At 51.6% G+C, this 15,412-nt stretch carries 18 protein-coding genes; 17 read left to right on the forward strand and 1 reads right to left on the reverse strand.

What is annotated here, in order from left to right:
* The first annotated feature begins 112 nt into the window (after nucleotides 1-112).
* Nucleotides 113-259, forward strand: coding sequence for a hypothetical protein (locus OCY70_RS11545; protein WP_213431514.1), 147 nt, complete (start codon nucleotides 113-115; stop codon nucleotides 257-259).
* Here the strand turns inward: OCY70_RS11545 and OCY70_RS11550 are convergent.
* On the reverse strand, nucleotides 256-447 hold the full coding sequence (locus tag OCY70_RS11550) for a hypothetical protein (protein ID WP_213431513.1): 192 nt from the start codon (nucleotides 445-447) through the stop codon (nucleotides 256-258). The two genes, OCY70_RS11545 and OCY70_RS11550, sit on opposite strands and share 4 nt — an antisense overlap.
* Before the next feature lie 332 nt (nucleotides 448-779).
* Between OCY70_RS11550 and OCY70_RS11555 the strand changes: the two genes are divergently transcribed.
* From OCY70_RS11555 to OCY70_RS11630, 16 genes are all read left to right on the forward strand, one after another.
* On the forward strand, nucleotides 780-1,175 hold the full coding sequence (locus OCY70_RS11555) for a hypothetical protein (protein ID WP_213429974.1): 396 nt from the start codon (nucleotides 780-782) through the stop codon (nucleotides 1,173-1,175).
* On the forward strand, nucleotides 1,172-2,368 hold the full coding sequence (locus OCY70_RS11560) for a DUF2800 domain-containing protein (protein WP_213429975.1): 1,197 nt from the start codon (nucleotides 1,172-1,174) through the stop codon (nucleotides 2,366-2,368). Before OCY70_RS11555 ends, OCY70_RS11560 begins: the two co-directional genes overlap by 4 nt.
* A 96-nt stretch (nucleotides 2,369-2,464) precedes the next feature.
* Nucleotides 2,465-3,064, forward strand: a complete 600-nt coding sequence (locus OCY70_RS11565) for a DUF2815 family protein (protein ID WP_213429999.1) — start codon at nucleotides 2,465-2,467, stop codon at nucleotides 3,062-3,064.
* Between the two features lie 64 nt (nucleotides 3,065-3,128).
* Nucleotides 3,129-5,084, forward strand: a complete 1,956-nt coding sequence (locus OCY70_RS11570; RefSeq protein WP_213430000.1) for a DNA polymerase — start codon at nucleotides 3,129-3,131, stop codon at nucleotides 5,082-5,084.
* Nucleotides 5,085-5,095: 11 nt separating this feature from the next.
* Nucleotides 5,096-5,431, forward strand: a complete 336-nt coding sequence (locus tag OCY70_RS11575; RefSeq protein WP_213429976.1) for a DUF3310 domain-containing protein — start codon at nucleotides 5,096-5,098, stop codon at nucleotides 5,429-5,431.
* A complete protein-coding gene (locus OCY70_RS11580; protein WP_213429977.1) occupies nucleotides 5,425-5,787 on the forward strand; it encodes a hypothetical protein in 363 nt (120 codons plus the stop codon). The genes OCY70_RS11575 and OCY70_RS11580 overlap by 7 nt, the downstream gene beginning before the upstream one ends.
* A gap of 12 nt (nucleotides 5,788-5,799) precedes the next feature.
* A complete protein-coding gene (locus OCY70_RS11585) occupies nucleotides 5,800-7,422 on the forward strand; it encodes a PcfJ domain-containing protein (RefSeq protein ID WP_213429978.1) in 1,623 nt (540 codons plus the stop codon).
* On the forward strand, nucleotides 7,419-8,219 hold the full coding sequence (locus OCY70_RS11590; RefSeq protein WP_213429979.1) for a DUF3102 domain-containing protein: 801 nt from the start codon (nucleotides 7,419-7,421) through the stop codon (nucleotides 8,217-8,219). Before OCY70_RS11585 ends, OCY70_RS11590 begins: the two co-directional genes overlap by 4 nt.
* 17 nt (nucleotides 8,220-8,236) lie before the next feature.
* Entirely contained in the window at nucleotides 8,237-10,570 is a 2,334-nt protein-coding gene (locus tag OCY70_RS11595; RefSeq protein ID WP_213429980.1) for a virulence-associated E family protein, read from the forward strand.
* Between the two features lie 278 nt (nucleotides 10,571-10,848).
* On the forward strand, nucleotides 10,849-11,130 hold the full coding sequence (locus tag OCY70_RS11600; RefSeq protein ID WP_213429981.1) for a VRR-NUC domain-containing protein: 282 nt from the start codon (nucleotides 10,849-10,851) through the stop codon (nucleotides 11,128-11,130).
* Complete coding sequence (locus OCY70_RS11605) at nucleotides 11,127-12,503, forward strand: DEAD/DEAH box helicase (protein WP_213429982.1); 1,377 nt, start codon at nucleotides 11,127-11,129, stop codon at nucleotides 12,501-12,503. The genes OCY70_RS11600 and OCY70_RS11605 overlap by 4 nt, the downstream gene beginning before the upstream one ends.
* A gap of 41 nt (nucleotides 12,504-12,544) precedes the next feature.
* Entirely contained in the window at nucleotides 12,545-13,189 is a 645-nt protein-coding gene (locus tag OCY70_RS11610; RefSeq protein ID WP_213429983.1) for a DUF1492 domain-containing protein, read from the forward strand.
* A gap of 194 nt (nucleotides 13,190-13,383) precedes the next feature.
* Entirely contained in the window at nucleotides 13,384-14,001 is a 618-nt protein-coding gene (locus OCY70_RS11615; protein ID WP_249725452.1) for a hypothetical protein, read from the forward strand.
* Between the two features lie 88 nt (nucleotides 14,002-14,089).
* Entirely contained in the window at nucleotides 14,090-14,326 is a 237-nt protein-coding gene (locus OCY70_RS11620) for a type II toxin-antitoxin system HicA family toxin (RefSeq protein WP_213429984.1), read from the forward strand.
* Nucleotides 14,327-14,360: 34 nt separating this feature from the next.
* Nucleotides 14,361-14,702 (forward strand): type II toxin-antitoxin system HicB family antitoxin, encoded by a 342-nt coding sequence (locus tag OCY70_RS11625; protein ID WP_213429985.1) that lies wholly within the window; start codon nucleotides 14,361-14,363, stop codon nucleotides 14,700-14,702.
* A gap of 44 nt (nucleotides 14,703-14,746) precedes the next feature.
* On the forward strand, nucleotides 14,747-15,310 hold the full coding sequence (locus OCY70_RS11630) for a terminase small subunit (RefSeq protein WP_261945126.1): 564 nt from the start codon (nucleotides 14,747-14,749) through the stop codon (nucleotides 15,308-15,310).
* Nucleotides 15,311-15,412: the final 102 nt, after the last annotated feature.

Consider the following 15,412-nt stretch of genomic DNA (forward strand, 5'->3'; position numbering starts at 1 on the left):
GAAAGATACATGCTGGAGTATATCGACCCAAGCAAATGCCCATTTTTGACCTGGGCAACAGTTGAGGCCTAGGAAATGGGCTTCAGATTCTGATAAGGAGGTGAGATGGGGCATGTTCAACCGTGATGTAGAAGCTTATGTTCATCCTGAGAAGACCTTAAAGAACATTGAGGAGTTCTTTAAATTTGTTCAGGAAAAAGGATGGACGGATGAGGAGCTCTACTTTGTAGTAAAGCTCACTCAAGCGATGTTTGATTAATTGGAATCTAAATATGCCTTGGCTTGACGATTTTTTACTTGTGAATTGTGTTCATTTACAACTGCTTTAGCTGCAAGATACAATTCCAACGCATTTTTGGCCTTCTCTTCAGGCGTATCCCCGTCTACGGGGTTTGCACTGACGACAGCCAAAGCAAAGTCTTTTGGTGTGACGACATTCTTTTCCAACGCAAAAAACCTCCTTCTTAATATTGGTAGTCTCGACAACTTCCATTATTCGACAAAGGAGTGCGGTTATCCTTCTAATTCTGATAAGGAGGTAAGAGGACATGTCGAGAAAGCAACGCCTTCGTAGTCTGGGCAACTTGCTACAGCTGCGGGATACGGCACAATGCAGCCAGGCTCGCGAGATGTACCGCCGGCAATACCTACGGGCTAAAGACATTCTAGAAAATGAAAACAGCTCCTTGCGGGGTAGGAGCCGCGCGGAGCTGCACACGAAACACATTTTTCACCGCCATTGTATCACACTTCATCATTTTATCATAGGAGGACTTATCATGCCTGTACAAATCACAATCAACGGCGCCGATGCTGCCGAATCCATTCAGGAGTTGTCTGTCTTAGCTGCAGCTATCTCGGGACAAAAGGTATCCACCTTCGAAGCGGTCCCGGTTCAAGAGGAGAAGCCAAAGCGCCAGCGCACCGCAAAAGCGGAGGCGGCGAAGAAGCAAGAGGAACCAGAAAAGCCGGATGTCACCGAAGAGGAAGGCATCGATGGGGAAGAAGGGATCCCTACTGTAGAGGAACTGCGAGAGGTCGCTGCTGCTAAGGGCAAGACGGCAGAAGGGAAGAAAGCCGTAAAGGCTCTGCTTGACGAGTTCGGCAGTAAGAACATTACCGCAGTGCCGGAAGAGCAGCGGGCGGCGTTCCTGGCACGATTGAAAGCACTATGACACAGCCGGCGCATGTTGAACGGGCCCACGCTCTGCTGAGTGCATCCGGAGCGGAGCGATGGATCAACTGCCCGCCGAGTGCCCGGCTGTGCGAGAAGATTCCCGATAAGCGCAGCGAGTACGCGGACGAGGGGACAGCGGCGCATGAGCTTTCAGAATTGAAGCTGCGCCGCCGCATCATCCCTTGTAACTCGGCGGAGCGGCGGCGGCTCGATGCAGCGATAGAGAAATTCAAGACGAACGAGTATTACGGGCCAGAGATGGAGAATGCTGTCCAGGATTACATTGAGCTTGTAGAGGAACGCTTCATGGAGGCGAAGGCCCGTAGCTCCGACGCCGTTGTGCTGTTGGAGGAACGCCTAGACTTCACCGAGTGGGTACCGATGGGCTACGGCACAGGTGACGTGGTCCTGATATCGGATGGTGTACTTGAAGTTATTGACCTAAAATACGGCAAAGGGGTGCCCGTCAGCGCAGTCGGTAACGCGCAGCTTCGACTGTACGGCCTTGGCGCCTGGTCTGCTCACAGCTGGCTCTATGACATTAAAGAGGTCTGCATGACCATTGTGCAGCCGCGCCTGGATAGCGTCAGCACGGATACCATGCCTATTGATGAACTAATAGAGTGGGCGGAGATTGTGGTCAAGCCTGCTGCGGCGCTGGCCTACGCCGGCGAGGGGGGATTTAAGGCAGGCAGCCACTGCCGCTGGTGCAAGGTGAAAGGGAACTGCCGAGCCCGTGCTGATGAGAACATGAAGGCGTTGGTTTACGAGTTTCAGGATCCGGCATTGCTTTCTAATGAAGAAATCGGATCGATTCTTTTTGTTGCCGAGCAGTTGCAAGCGTGGGCGAAGGATGTCGCTGACTATGCCTTCGAACAGGCGAAAGTTGGGAAGCGGATCCCGCAATGGAAGCTTGTTGAAGGCCGGAGCAATAGGGTCATTTCTGACAAAGACGTAGCTTGGAAGACTCTTGAAGAGGCGAACTTGGAGCCGGACAAATATCTCAAACCGCGGGAGCTTCGCGGCATCGGCGAGCTGGAGAAACGGATCGGCAAGAAAGAGCTGGCAAAGCTCCTGGACGAACTGATTATTAAGCCGCCCGGTAAACCAGTGCTTGTTCCGGAGACGGACCCACGCGCGGAGTTGAACAGCTTGGAAGATGAGTTTGCCGACGTGGGGTTTGAGGTGTAGCTAATGGGTGAAATAGCGGATTACCACGTAGACATGATGACTTCAGGCAAATGGCCTGTAGCAACTTTCAAATCAATGAAAAGGGGAAATGTGCAAATGACAATTGATAACCAATCAACAAAGGTAATTACGGGCAAGGTACGTCTGAGCTATGCGAATGTTTGGGAACCGCAATCTGTTGACGGGGGAGACCCGAAATATAGCGTTTCGATTTTGATCCCAAAAGATGATAAGGAGACACTGCGCAAAATTAAGGCCGCTACCGACCTGCTGAAAGAGCAGGCAAAAGCGAAGTATAACGGGAAACTTCCGGCTAAATTCCATACACCGCTTCGGGATGGGGATGAGGAACGCCCGGATGACGAGGCTTATGCTGGCCATTATTTCTTCAACGCATCTAGCAAGAACAAACCGGGTATTGCCAAGCCGCTCGGGAAAGGCTCCGATGGAAAAACGAAGTTTCAGGAGATTACTGACACAACAGAGGTTTATAGCGGCTGCTACGCTAAGGTGTCTGTCAACTTCTATCTTTTCGACACGAAAGGGAATAAGGGGATCGCTGCTGGCTTGAACAACATCGTGAAGGTGCAAGACGGCGACTTCTTGGGCGGCCGCAGCAGCGTTAATGATGATTTCGGTGATGAGGATTTCGACATCGATGATGACATTGATGATGACGAGGATTTTTTGGGCTAGCGCATTTTTAGGGGATTCAGCAATGGATCCCCTTTCCTATCAATATTTTTGGGAGGAGTCAGCCATGACTGTTCTTCAGATAGATGTCGAGACCTACTCTTCCATTGATCTAAAAAAATCCGGCGTGCATCGGTATGTTGAGGCTCCAGACTTTGAAATCTTGTTGTTCGCTTTTGCCTTTGACGATGACCCTGTCACCGTCATTGATTTAACGGACTTCGAGGATTTACCCAAGGATGTCATTCAAGCGCTTCAATCGGACGTGATAAAAACCGCTTGGAATGCCGCATTCGAGCGCACGGCCATAGCGAAGCACATCGGCATCGATTGCGATCCTCATTGGTGGCGGTGTTCGATGGCGCATGCTTACACGCTTGGACTCCCTGGGACTCTCGAAAAAGCTTCGATTGCATTAGGGTTGGATGAGCAGAAGGATAGTCGAGGCAAAAGCCTGATTAGGTATTTCAGTTCTCCATGTAAACCTACGAAAGTGAACGGCGGCCGGCTGCGTAATCATCCGCATCATGATCCGGAGAAGTGGCAGCAATATATCGAATACAACCAGCAAGATGTTGTTGTTGAACGCGAGGTGCGCCGCAGACTGGAGCGCTTCCCGGTTCCAGAACGCGAGTGGCGCATCTGGGCACTGGACCAGGTAATCAATGACCGTGGGGTTCGCATCGACTCGCAGCTTGTCAGTCGGGCTATTGAGTGCTCGGTGCAATATACGGAGCAGCTACTGCAGGAAGCAAAGGAGCTGACGGGGCTCGAAAATCCGAATAGTTTGGTGCAGTTGAAAACTTGGTTTGCAAGCCAAGGCATGCAGATTGAGTCGATGAACAAGGATTATATGCCCGATCTACTCAAGGCGGCGCCAAACGAAAGCACGAAGAGAATGCTGAAAGTTCGCCAAGAGATGGGTAAGACGTCCGTCGGCAAATACAATGCGATGGAGCTCAGTATGTGTGTTGACGAACGGGTGCGGGGGATCCTGCAATACTGCGGTGCCAGTCGGACCTGGCGGTGGGCAGGACGTCGCGTGCAAATGCATAATCTGCCCCAAAACCATTTGGCGGATTTAGCCGAAGCGCGCGAGGCATTAAAAGCCGGGGACTACGAGTGGATGGAATTGATGTATGGCCGAATACCGTTCGTGCTATCTGAACTTATCCGGACGGCATTGCTCCCCGCAGAAGGGTGCCGGTTTATTGTTTCGGACTTTTCTGCGATTGAGGCACGCGTAATCGCCTGGTTGGCGGACGAGGACTGGGTGCTTGAAGTATTTAAAGGGCACGGCAAGATATACGAAGCAACGGCGGCCCGAATGTTTGGCATCCCTTTCGAGACGATTGTCAAAGGCCATGAGAATTACAAATATCGGCCGCCAGGGAAGGTGGCGACGCTGGCCTGTGGATTCGGCGGCGGCGCGCCTGCTCTGGCCAGTATGGACAAAAAGAGGGAGATCCCTGCAGAAGAATATCCGAGACTGGTGAGGCAGTGGCGGGAGGCCAATCCAAACATCCGGAAGCTTTGGTATAGAGCTGAGGAGGCCGCAATGGAGGCGGTGCGGACGAAATCCACTGTCAAGTTAGCTCACGGCGTTCAGTATCGCTATAAGTCAGGAGTTCTGTTTGCCGATTTGCCAAGCGGGCACAGTTTGGCTTACCCTTCACCAGCTATTAAACCTGATCCGAAATTTGACGGGAAAGAAGGACTTACGTTTAAGGCGCCAGATAAACAGGGAAAGATGGTCACCCAGCGGACCTGGGGCGGAACGCTGGTGGAGAATCTGGTGCAGGCCATTGCGCGCGACTGCCTCGCCGAAAGTTTGCTGCGGCTGGACAGTGAAAATTATGTTATTTCGCTACATGTACATGACGAGGTTGTGCTAGAAGTGCCGATCGGGACAGGTTCGGTGGAGCATGTTACGGAGATAATGGGGCGGCCGATTGATTGGGCGCCAGGACTGCCGCTCAAGGCAGCCGGCTTTGAATGTGACTTCTATCAAAAAAAGGACTAGGGGGAGGAGCAATGAACGAAGATAAACGGCGTGTTGCTGAGGTTGAAGAGGATGTATTCAACTGGAAGCGGCGAGCGGAAGAACTGGAGCGGCAGTTGGCTGGTGCTGCTGAAAAGATATTCGGCGGCGATAACGACCCGGTGAATCACCCATCGCACTACACATCAGGTGGAATTGAAACGATCGACTATATTCGGGCCAAGCTGACTCCGGAGGAGTTTCAGGGGTATTGCAAGGGGAACGTGTTGAAATATGTCAGCCGGGCCCGCTGGAAGAACGGCAAGGAAGACCTGCAGAAGGCGGCCAAATATCTGGAATTTGCATTAGAGGAGGACTCGGGATGCTAGAACAAGCGAAAGCGAAGCTCAGGGCCGAGATGGACGGAACCAAGGATAACGATTATGTGCAATTTGTCGGCCAATACCTGCTTGACCATATCGAGGCGCACCCTGGCGATGCGGAGAAGGTCATGGTCAAGGATAAGACGATCGCGAAGAGTCTGGAAGCCATGCGCAAAGCTGCCGAGAAGAAGCGTAAAGGCAACGTCGCCATGCTTACACCGCAGGAAGGCTTCGCCGTTGTGTTCGAGTATTACGGCATTAAGTCGACAGACGCGGCCTCGGTCGTGCCAGTGGCCCCGGCAAAAGTGGAGACGCCTGTCGTTGATGACTTCGATGTCGATCTTGATGAGCTCTTGAAGTAAGGAGGGGCGGACATGTCAAAAGATTTTGAAGCCCACCTACCTAAGCAGATTAGCGATGAGTTAAACACTTATGTTGTTGATGTGGCTTTACGAGATAGCCGATATATCTTCACTCGTCGAGTGGGCGGTTTCCAATACGGATATTGTACACATTGCAGGAAGGAGTACCTGACCAAAGGTTTTCGCCACGGTAAAACGGAGATGTGCGAGAAGTGCGGATCGTTCTGTACGGTTAAGGCCAGCGGTAGAGGAAGAAGCCGGTTAGTTGATGATGCTTATTTAGTCTGGTATGACAAGTCACTTATTAATTCCAAGGCACTAGTAGCTCACGGCATATATGTAAAGCGGGATTACACAGGAGATTATAGGGAAGTCAATACGCAGTTTTATGTGCAAGCGGAATATCTTTTTATTCCTGGGGATCCAAAAGCAAAAGGAAAGGCTCGCTTCGGCGAAGCTCATATGAGGCGACGCCATCCTTGGGGCAATCATTTTTATAGCCCGAGCTCTATCATCACTGAACTGTCAAATGCTATGAGGCGGCCCCCATTCTATTTAGATAAGGAAAATGTTCGCGAGGCCGTTCACGGGACACCGTTTCAATACAGCGGTTGGGAGGAAATGTTGACTCACCGGCGTGAAGGTGAGGTGGACTATTGTGGATTGTTTTATTATGAACGCCGTGCAGGCGAGCCGAGAACGGATCTTGTGAAATTTTTTGCGCTGGCCGCGAAATATCCATGCACAGAGTATCTTGTTAAGTCGGGTCTATCGAGTCTTATTGAGACGAAAATTAACGGTCACTATACCTACAAGGCCATTAACTGGCGGGGTGCAACAATGGAGAAAGTGCTCAAGCTCTCTAAGCAAGAGATTCGGGAGATGCGAACCGTCAACGCTACAAACATACCTTTGATGCTTCATAGCTACCGATTTTATAGAAAGAAAGGTATAAATGTTTCATTTGACCAAGCAAACAAGCTTAGAGACCTTACATTCGAAGAGAATCAGGACAGCCTCAAGTCATTGGGTATTTCCCATACTGTCAATCAAGCCATTAAATATATACTCAAGCAATTGGAACGGCCGGGAGCTAGTAAATATTACTCCAGCGCATCTTCTGTATTGCGTGACTGGAAAGATTATCTTTCCGACTGCAAGAAGCTTGGGATGGATATGGCATCTCAAGCGGTATGTTACCCGAATGACCTTCATTCGGCGCATCAGAAGACGCTCGAGAAAGTGAAGTATAAAGAGGACAGGGCTCTGAACATCCAGATCGCCAATCGACTGGAAAAGCTTAATAAGTTATATCAATTTGAATATAACGGGTTAGTTATTCGGCCAGCAATAACTAGCGTGGAGCTGTTCCGAGAAGGGAAAGAACTAAGCCATTGTGTCGGAGGTTACGCCAAGAACTATGCAGACGGAAAATGTGATCTGCTCTTTATACGCCGGGTCTCTGAACCGGATAAGCCTTTTTATACGATGGAGGTTTCAGGAGGACAAGTTTTTCAGTGTCGCGGCTGTAAAAATTGCTCAATGACACCGGAAGTAAGGGATTTCGTCGAGCGGTTCATTTCCGAGAAGCTTAAAAAGAAAAAGGCAATTAAAGTCAGGGGGGTAGCCGTATGACGCAGCTATCGACGAGAACGGCTGCCATCATTGCTGCGGAGATACGCGGCATCGATGCGCAGGCTAGGGAGCTCGTGCTCCGTAGTGCGGTTGAGATCGGCAAGCGACTGAATGAAGCTAAGGAGCTGGTGCCCCATGGAGAATGGGGGAACTGGCTCAAAGAGAATGTTGACTACAGCCAGTCCACTGCGAACAACTTCATGCGCTTGGCTGACGAATATGGTTCAAATTCGCAAGCGCTTGGAAATTTGAGCTATACAAAGGCGCTTGCGTTACTCGGAGTGCCGGCAGAGGAACGGGAGCAGGTCGCTGCCGAGAATGAGGATAAATCAGCACGAGAATTACAGAAGGTTATCAAAGAGAAAAAGCAGCTTGAGAAGCAGTTGAAGGCGGCGGAGAAGGAGCGCGCAGCCCTGCAGGAGCTCAACGAGAAGCTGAAGGAAGCGCAGGCGGATTTTGATGAGGAAGAAGAGGCGCGCCTGAAGGCTGAAATTCAGGAGGCCAGACTCCGGATTAAACAGTTGGAGAAAGAGTTGAAGGAGAAGCCGATCGACGTGGCCGTGACGGAGAAGGTACCGGAAGCCGTCGAGAAGGAGCTCGAGGAGCTGCGGAAGAAGGCGGTTCAGTCAAGCAGCGAGGGGACGATGAAGTTCCGGGTACGCTTCGAGGCACTGGTGGAGTGCTTTAAGGGGCTGCTCGTGGCGCTCGATGAGGTAAAAGCAGCGGAGCCAGAACAAGGCGAGAAGTACACAGGAGCCGTAAGTGGCCTCATTAAAAAGATGGAAGAACGGCTGTAAAGGACTGAGGTGGCATCATGGAACTAGATATATCATTCGGCAAGCACCGCGCGGATACGAATTGGAAGCCGGAATATCTGACGTGGGAGGAGTTCGTCGATCGGCTGCGGAAGGTGCGGCGGACCGGGGAGACGATGGCGGAATACGACAAGATGCACAATATCGGCCGCGGCAAAGTCAAGGACGGGCCTGCTTTCGTCGGCGGCCTCGTCCGTGGCGGGCGCCGAAAAAAAGAGAACGTCGACACTCGCAGCCTGATAACGTTGGACGTTGACCATGCTGACGACGACTTCCTTTTCGCCGTGGAGCTTGTCCTGGGCGGGACTGCCTATGTGATCTATTCCACGCATAGCCACCGCCCGGACAACCCAAAATATAGGCTCATTGTGCCTGCTGATCGTACCATGAGCCCGGACGAATACGCCGCTGTCAGCCGCAAGCTGGCTGACAATATCGGCATGGATTACTTTGACAAGACGACCTTCGACGTTCATCGGCTCATGTATTTACCATCATGTTCGAAGGACGCGGAGCCGGTGCTGGGGGTCTACGAGGGCGAGCCGTTGGGTGTCGATGGCGTTCTGGAGCAATATGAGGACTGGCATGACCCGCTTCAGTGGCCTCGGCATGAGGGCGATAAGGCGCTGCGGCAGACGGCCAAGCGGATGGAAGATCCAAGAGCCAAGCAGGGGGTAGTAGGGGCGTTCTGCCGGTGCTACTCCATCAGCGAAGCGATAGCCACGTTTCTGCCAGACGTATATGAGCCGGTCGATGATAGCCTATCGCGATATACACATGTCGGCTCGACGAGCCACGGCGGCCTTGTCATCTATGACGATGACACGTTCGCTTACTCCCATCATGAGAGTGATCCGGTAAGCGGACGGGAGGTCAACGCGTTCGACTTGGTCCGGCTGCACAAGTTTGGCCAGTTGGACGATCGGGCCAGCGAGAAGACGAATGTCACGAAGCTGCCGAGCTATACGGCCATGCTGTCCTTTGCCACGCAGGATCCGAAAGTGAAGCGGGAGCGGCTGGCGGAACTGTCGGAGGACTTCGCGAGTACTGACGAGGAGGAAGAGGAGCCGGAGGACGACAGCTGGAAAGACGAGTTGGAATGTCATCCAAAGACCGGCTTCCCGCTCCCTACTGCTGGGAACGTCGAGCTTATCCTGACTCACGGCGTTTGGAAGGGTGTGCTCGCTTATGATGCGTTCGGCAATTCGGAAGTTATCCGGCGGCCGCTGCCGTGGCGGAACCTGGAGCGCCCGGGACGTCTCTATGAGCCGTGGCTAGGGGCCGATGATAAGCGGCTCCAGCATTGGTTCGCAAAAGTATTTACTATAAATTCAACCCGGACCATACAAAACGCCTTTACGGAGGTTGTTCATAAAAATACCTTTCACCCGATCAAGGCTTACGTGGAGAGCACGGAGTGGGACGGCGTGCCGCGTGCGGAACGTATATTCGTGACATATCTCGGCGCCGCCGATTCGCATTACACGCGGCAGGTTACGCGCAAGATGCTGCTGGCGGCCGTGGCCCGGCTGTATCGGCCAGGCTGCAAGTTTGATCAGATGCTTGTGCTTGTTGGCCCCCAAGGAGCTGGGAAGAGCTCTCTGCTGGCGAAGCTGGGACGGGAATGGTTTAGCGACAGCCTGCGGACGTTCGAAAATAAGGAAGCCGGCGAGCATCTGCAGAACGGCTGGATATTTGAGATTGGCGAGCTGTCGGCCATGAAGAGGACGGAAGTCGAAGAGGTCAAGGCGTTTTTGTCCAAGACAGAAGACCGGTATCGGGTGGCCTATGATCGGCAGGTGTCGGAGTTCCCACGGAAATGCGTCTTCTTCGGGACCACGAACACGCGGGACTTTCTGAGGGACGCGACCGGGAACCGCCGCTTCTGGCCGGTGGAGGTTGTCCCGGAACGGGCGGAGTACAGCCACTGGGACCACTTGACCGACGAGGTGGTACGGCAAATATGGGCGGAGGTTTTGAGCTGGTTCAAGGCGGGGGAATCCTTGGAGCTGGACAGCGAGGCCCGCATGGAGGCAGAGCGGCAGCAAGCGGCACATATGGAGTCTGATCCGCGTGAAGGACTCATTCAGGAATGGCTGGAGTCTCCTATCGAAGATGAATGGGAGGATGAGCCAACGGAGCAACTGCGGGATCGTGTGTGCGCGGCCCAGATATGGACCGAGTGCCTGGGGAAGCGCAGAGGGGATATGAAGCCGTGGGACGGCAAGGACATCATGGATATCATGCGTCGCATCCCAGGATGGGCTGAACGTCCGGGAAAGGCGAAAGTTCCAGGATACGGTGTCCAGCGTGTTTTTGAGCGGTTGCCGTAAATGGTTGCCGAGGGGTTGCCAAGGTTGCCGTCAGCATTTGCCGAGGTTGCCAATAGGTTGCCGGGAAAATCGGATTACGGCAACCGCCAGACACCAGCCATACCAAGGGTTCCGGGCGACAGTTGCCGAAGTTGCCGTAATCTCCTTAATAGTAAAGGAGTTATTAATAGCATAGGGGCTAATGGTTATATGGATCCTATGCCCCCTATGCTATATAGCGATTCTAACAGTACGCGTGCGTGAAGGGCAAAACGGCAACGGATTTTAGGAGGTTTGATATGAGAGAGTCAACACTGGAACGCCGACTGGAGCGGGAGGTAAAGCGCATAGGCGGGAGGGCCCCGAAATGGGTAAGTCCCGGGAATCGAGGTGTGCCTGACCGGCTTGTTATCCTGCCAGGCGGCAGAACCGTATATGTCGAAATGAAAGCGCCGGGGAAGCCATTGCAGCCCTTACAGCAGAAATGGGCAAAGACGCTGCGGAAGTTGGGCCATGAGGTTTACAAGATTGATTCTAACGATGACATAGATAGATTCATCGCCGAGGTGAGCAGAGAGTGAAGTATAAGCCGCACCAGTACCAGGAGTATGCGACGTCCCGCATCCTTGATACACCTTATATCGCGTTGTTCCTAGAGATGGGTCTTGGGAAAACGGTATCGACTTTGACGGCGATCGACCTGCTGTTGAACGACTACTTCGACGCCGCCCGCGTGTTGGTCATTGCGCCGTTGCGCGTGGCTGACGATACCTGGGCGCGAGAGATTGAGAAGTGGGATCATCTTCGACACCTACGCATTAGCAAAGTTCTTGGCTCCGCATTGCAACGGAGGAAGGCATTAAAGGCCGAAGCTGATATCTACGTCATCAATCGCGAGAATGTGGAGTGGCTGGTCGGGGAATATGGCAGCAAGTGGCCGTTCGATACGGTGGTCATTGACGAGGTGTCGAGTTTTAAAAATCCACAGGCCAAGAGGTTTAAAGCCCTTCGACGCGTCCGGCCGCTGATGAAGCGAGTCATCGGCCTGACTGGAACACCGGCACCGAACAGCCTTATGGATTTGTGGGCCCCGGTTTATCTACTCGACCAAGGTGAGCGCCTTGGTAAGACGATAACGGGCTATCGCGAACGGTATTTTACACCCGGCGAAAGGAGCGGCCATGTCGTGTACAACTGGAAGCAGAAAAAGGAGTCAGAACAGCACATATACGAGGCAATTAGCGATATCGCAGTAAGCATGAAGGCCGAGGACTGGCTGAAGCTACCGGAACGCATCGACCGGACCGTACCGGTTAAGATGACGGTTAAGGCTAGGGAACTTTACGAGAAGCTTGAGGAGGACCTGCTGCTGGAGTACGTCGACGCTGACGTGGTAGCAAGCACCGCAGCCGTGCTGAGTAACAAGCTGCTGCAAATGGCTTCCGGTGCCGTCTATGACGAGGAGCGCGGCGTTAAGATGATCCATGACGCCAAGCTGGAGGCACTGGAGGATATCATCGAGGCGGCGCAGGGCAAGCCGGTCATGGTGTTTTACAACTACCAGCACAGTCTATCCCGGATTCAAGAGCGGTTCCCGCAAGCCCGGGTATTGCGTAAAGGGAAAGACGGAAACGAGGACATCCGGGCCTGGAACAACGACGAGATCCCGCTTCTGCTTCTGCATCCGAAGAGCGCCGGCCATGGCCTCAACTTGCAGGAGTCGAGCTGTCAGACCGTGGTCTGGTACGACCAGATATGGAGCCTCGAGGAGGACCAGCAGGCGAACGCCCGTGTCCATCGGCAGGGTCAGACTCGGAGCATCGTCGTCATGCGGCTGGTGGCAGAGGGCACGATGGACGAGGAAGCTGTAGCAGCCTTGGAGCGAAAGGCAGACGGCCAGGAGGCCCTTATGCAGGCAGTCAAAGCGAGAATAGAGCGGATTAAAAGTGCATAATCCCAAGCGCTTGGGAATTTCAATTACAGGGGTGACTCATAATGACAAATTTAGCGAAGCAGGAAACGGCCGACCAACACGCATTAGAGCAGCTGCTTGCATATAAGCGGCTATTAACGCGGATCAAGGTCTTGGAGACGTACCCCGTAACAGGGGGGATTTTGTTAAGGACCATTGCGGGAGACGATCGCCTTCAAGAGCTTCACAAAAAATTACGAGGGCTACCGTCATACATGTATTTGACAAAACATGAACAGCGAATAGAGCAAACAGCGCACGCTTATTTGACTCGGTATCCTGCCGGGACCCAAGCACAGCTAAACGAAGTCAGACAATGCGTAGGGAATGACGTGGAGGATGACAAATTGCTGAAAGAACTTGCTGGGAAGATCCAAAAGGTAATCGACGCACGCGGCGGCGGGCAGGTGGACGATTTCGAGGGGGTTCTGGAGCGCATAAGCGAGCTGCAGGAGCTCGAAGCACAGAAGCAGTATTTTGAATCCACTGTGGAAACGTTAGGCGGTAAGTTCGGTCGAATACTTCGCCTTCAGTACATTGAGTTTAAAGAGCCGATGGATATCGCAGATGAGATGGGGATATCACTCCCAACCCTGTACAAGTGGCGTCGGCAGGCCCTTGCGGCATATGGTAAATTGATTAGCGGCCTTGTACCAATAAAAATATGAGAAAATAATGATAAAAAATCGATAGTAGAACGAGACGACAACCCCGTTTTACCCGTGGTATTATGGTAGTGTGAAATAATTGTACCTAACGTTATTGTCTCCTTTCACCATAGCCGCCTCCTTTGTGGGGGCGGTATTCTTATTGGCAGGATTTTCATTTCTTTTGTCGAAGAATGAAGAAGGGAGGCGAGACAATGAAATTTACTATTAATGTTGCAAGAGCAATAATTGAAACACATCGGCTTAAGAAAGATGGAAAGTTCGGGCCAATCCCAAAACCTTATAAAATTTTAGAAGAAGACGATATGACTTTTAACTCGAAACTGGAAGCAGAGGAATATATCCACAGAAAAGAAGAATGGGTAGTTGACGATGGAATAACGGTAAAGGTAGGAGGAGCTAAGGGGTTAACAGATCCCAGCATACATATAAGAGCACATCGTGTGACAAAGCCTAAGAATATGCTGTTTACTAAGGATGAACTAAGAGACATATTAAAAAGTGGGGACGATAGCAAGAATAACGTTCTGATAATAGATTGGGATGGAACAGTAAAACTTATCCCTTTCAGATCGGTTGCAGAATTGCGCGATGGATACGCAGTCAGGTTAGAAAGTTACCTAGCTGGCAATAGCTATGTGGGCGCAAAGAGTAGGTTAAACCATTTATCAAGTACCTACTCCACACTTTTGGCAGGGTGGCTTAGCCATTTGGAATCACATGACGAGGTATATAGGGACTACCCTCCTGTCGAAAGTGATGAAGAGCTAATTTCAAAAATAAAAGAAGTATACGAAAATATGGTTTTTTAACAATAAGCACCCTTCGCGGTGCTTTTTCTATTTTCACTGCTTGACTATGTGATACTATATGTGATATCATAATTACAGGAGGTGAAACATGGCTAAGATAGAAAAACTCGTCAATAAAATGATGAGGAAACCAAAAGGGATAACCTTTCAAGAGGTGAAAAAAGCCCTTGAACACGCCGGATACATAGAAGTGAGAATAGTCGGTTCTCACCATCATTTCCGAAACGCGCAAGGGCTTTTAACCACCGTGAAGCGCGAGAATCCAGTCCATCCAAAGGCTGTGGAAGATGCGCTTACGAGGTTGAACAAGCATAAGGGGGAGTAATTCCCCTTATGTCCCCTATCTTAAGCCAAACATTATGGAAAAGCAAAAGGATCTCAATTATTACCTGAGCCTGCCATATACCTTTCAAGTAAAGCGTACAGAGGATGGCTATTGGGCATCGGTCAAAGAGCTGGATGGCTGTCATACGTCCGGTAACACGTGGGAAGAGGCATATAAGGATCTTCAAGAAGTATTTAAAACGCACATTGAAATAAAGCTGGAGTACGGTGATCCTATTCCGGAACCAGAAGACGAGGAATACAGCGGAAAGTTCCTTGTTCGCATGCCGAAGTCCTTACATCGACACTTGGCGGAGAAGGCAGCGGCCGAAAATGTGTCATTAAATCAATACGCGCTTTATAAATTGAGTCGCTGACAGAGTTCAGCGGCTTTTCCATATCACCGAAAGGAGTTGATAACATGGCATTGACGGCCAAGCAGAAGGCATTTGTGCAAGAGTACCTGATAGACCTCAATGCCACACAGGCGGCAATCAGGGCGGGGTATAGCGCGAAAACGGCGCGGAAGATAGGGGCGGAGAACCTGACAAAACCAGACATCCAGAAGGCGATTCAAGAGGCGATGGAACGACGAGAGAAGCGGACGGAGATAACCCAGGATAGGGTATTGCAAGAACTTGCGAAGATCGGCTTTGCGGACATTAAAAGCTATCTCTCGTTCCGGACTGAACGCGCAGTGGTTGGCTATGAAACTGTGGACGATGAGGAGGTTCCAGTGTTTGGCTATCAAGACGTGATCGAGCTGAAGCCGAGCGACCAGGTGGACGGTGCGGTTATCTCTGAGGTTAAGCACACGAGGGAAGGCATCGCCTTCAAGCTCCATGACAAGGTGTCAGCGCTGGAGAAGATTGGCCGACATCTTGGTATGTTCAAGGACAAGGTGGAGCACAGCGGTAGTATGGATGTGAACCCGCTTCAGGGCCTGACCACCGACGAACTACGGAAGTTGATTCGCAATGGTTGACTTGGAGACAATCAAACGTTATGCCCTTATTGAGCTCGCTTCCCGCGAGTTTTTTTACTTTTGTCAGGCGATGGCGCCGGACTTTTACCGGGATGATCGGGC

Origin of the sequence: Paenibacillus melissococcoides (genome assembly GCA_944800085.1) — a bacterium.
Lineage (GTDB): Bacteria > Bacillota > Bacilli > Paenibacillales > Paenibacillaceae > Paenibacillus_B > Paenibacillus_B melissococcoides.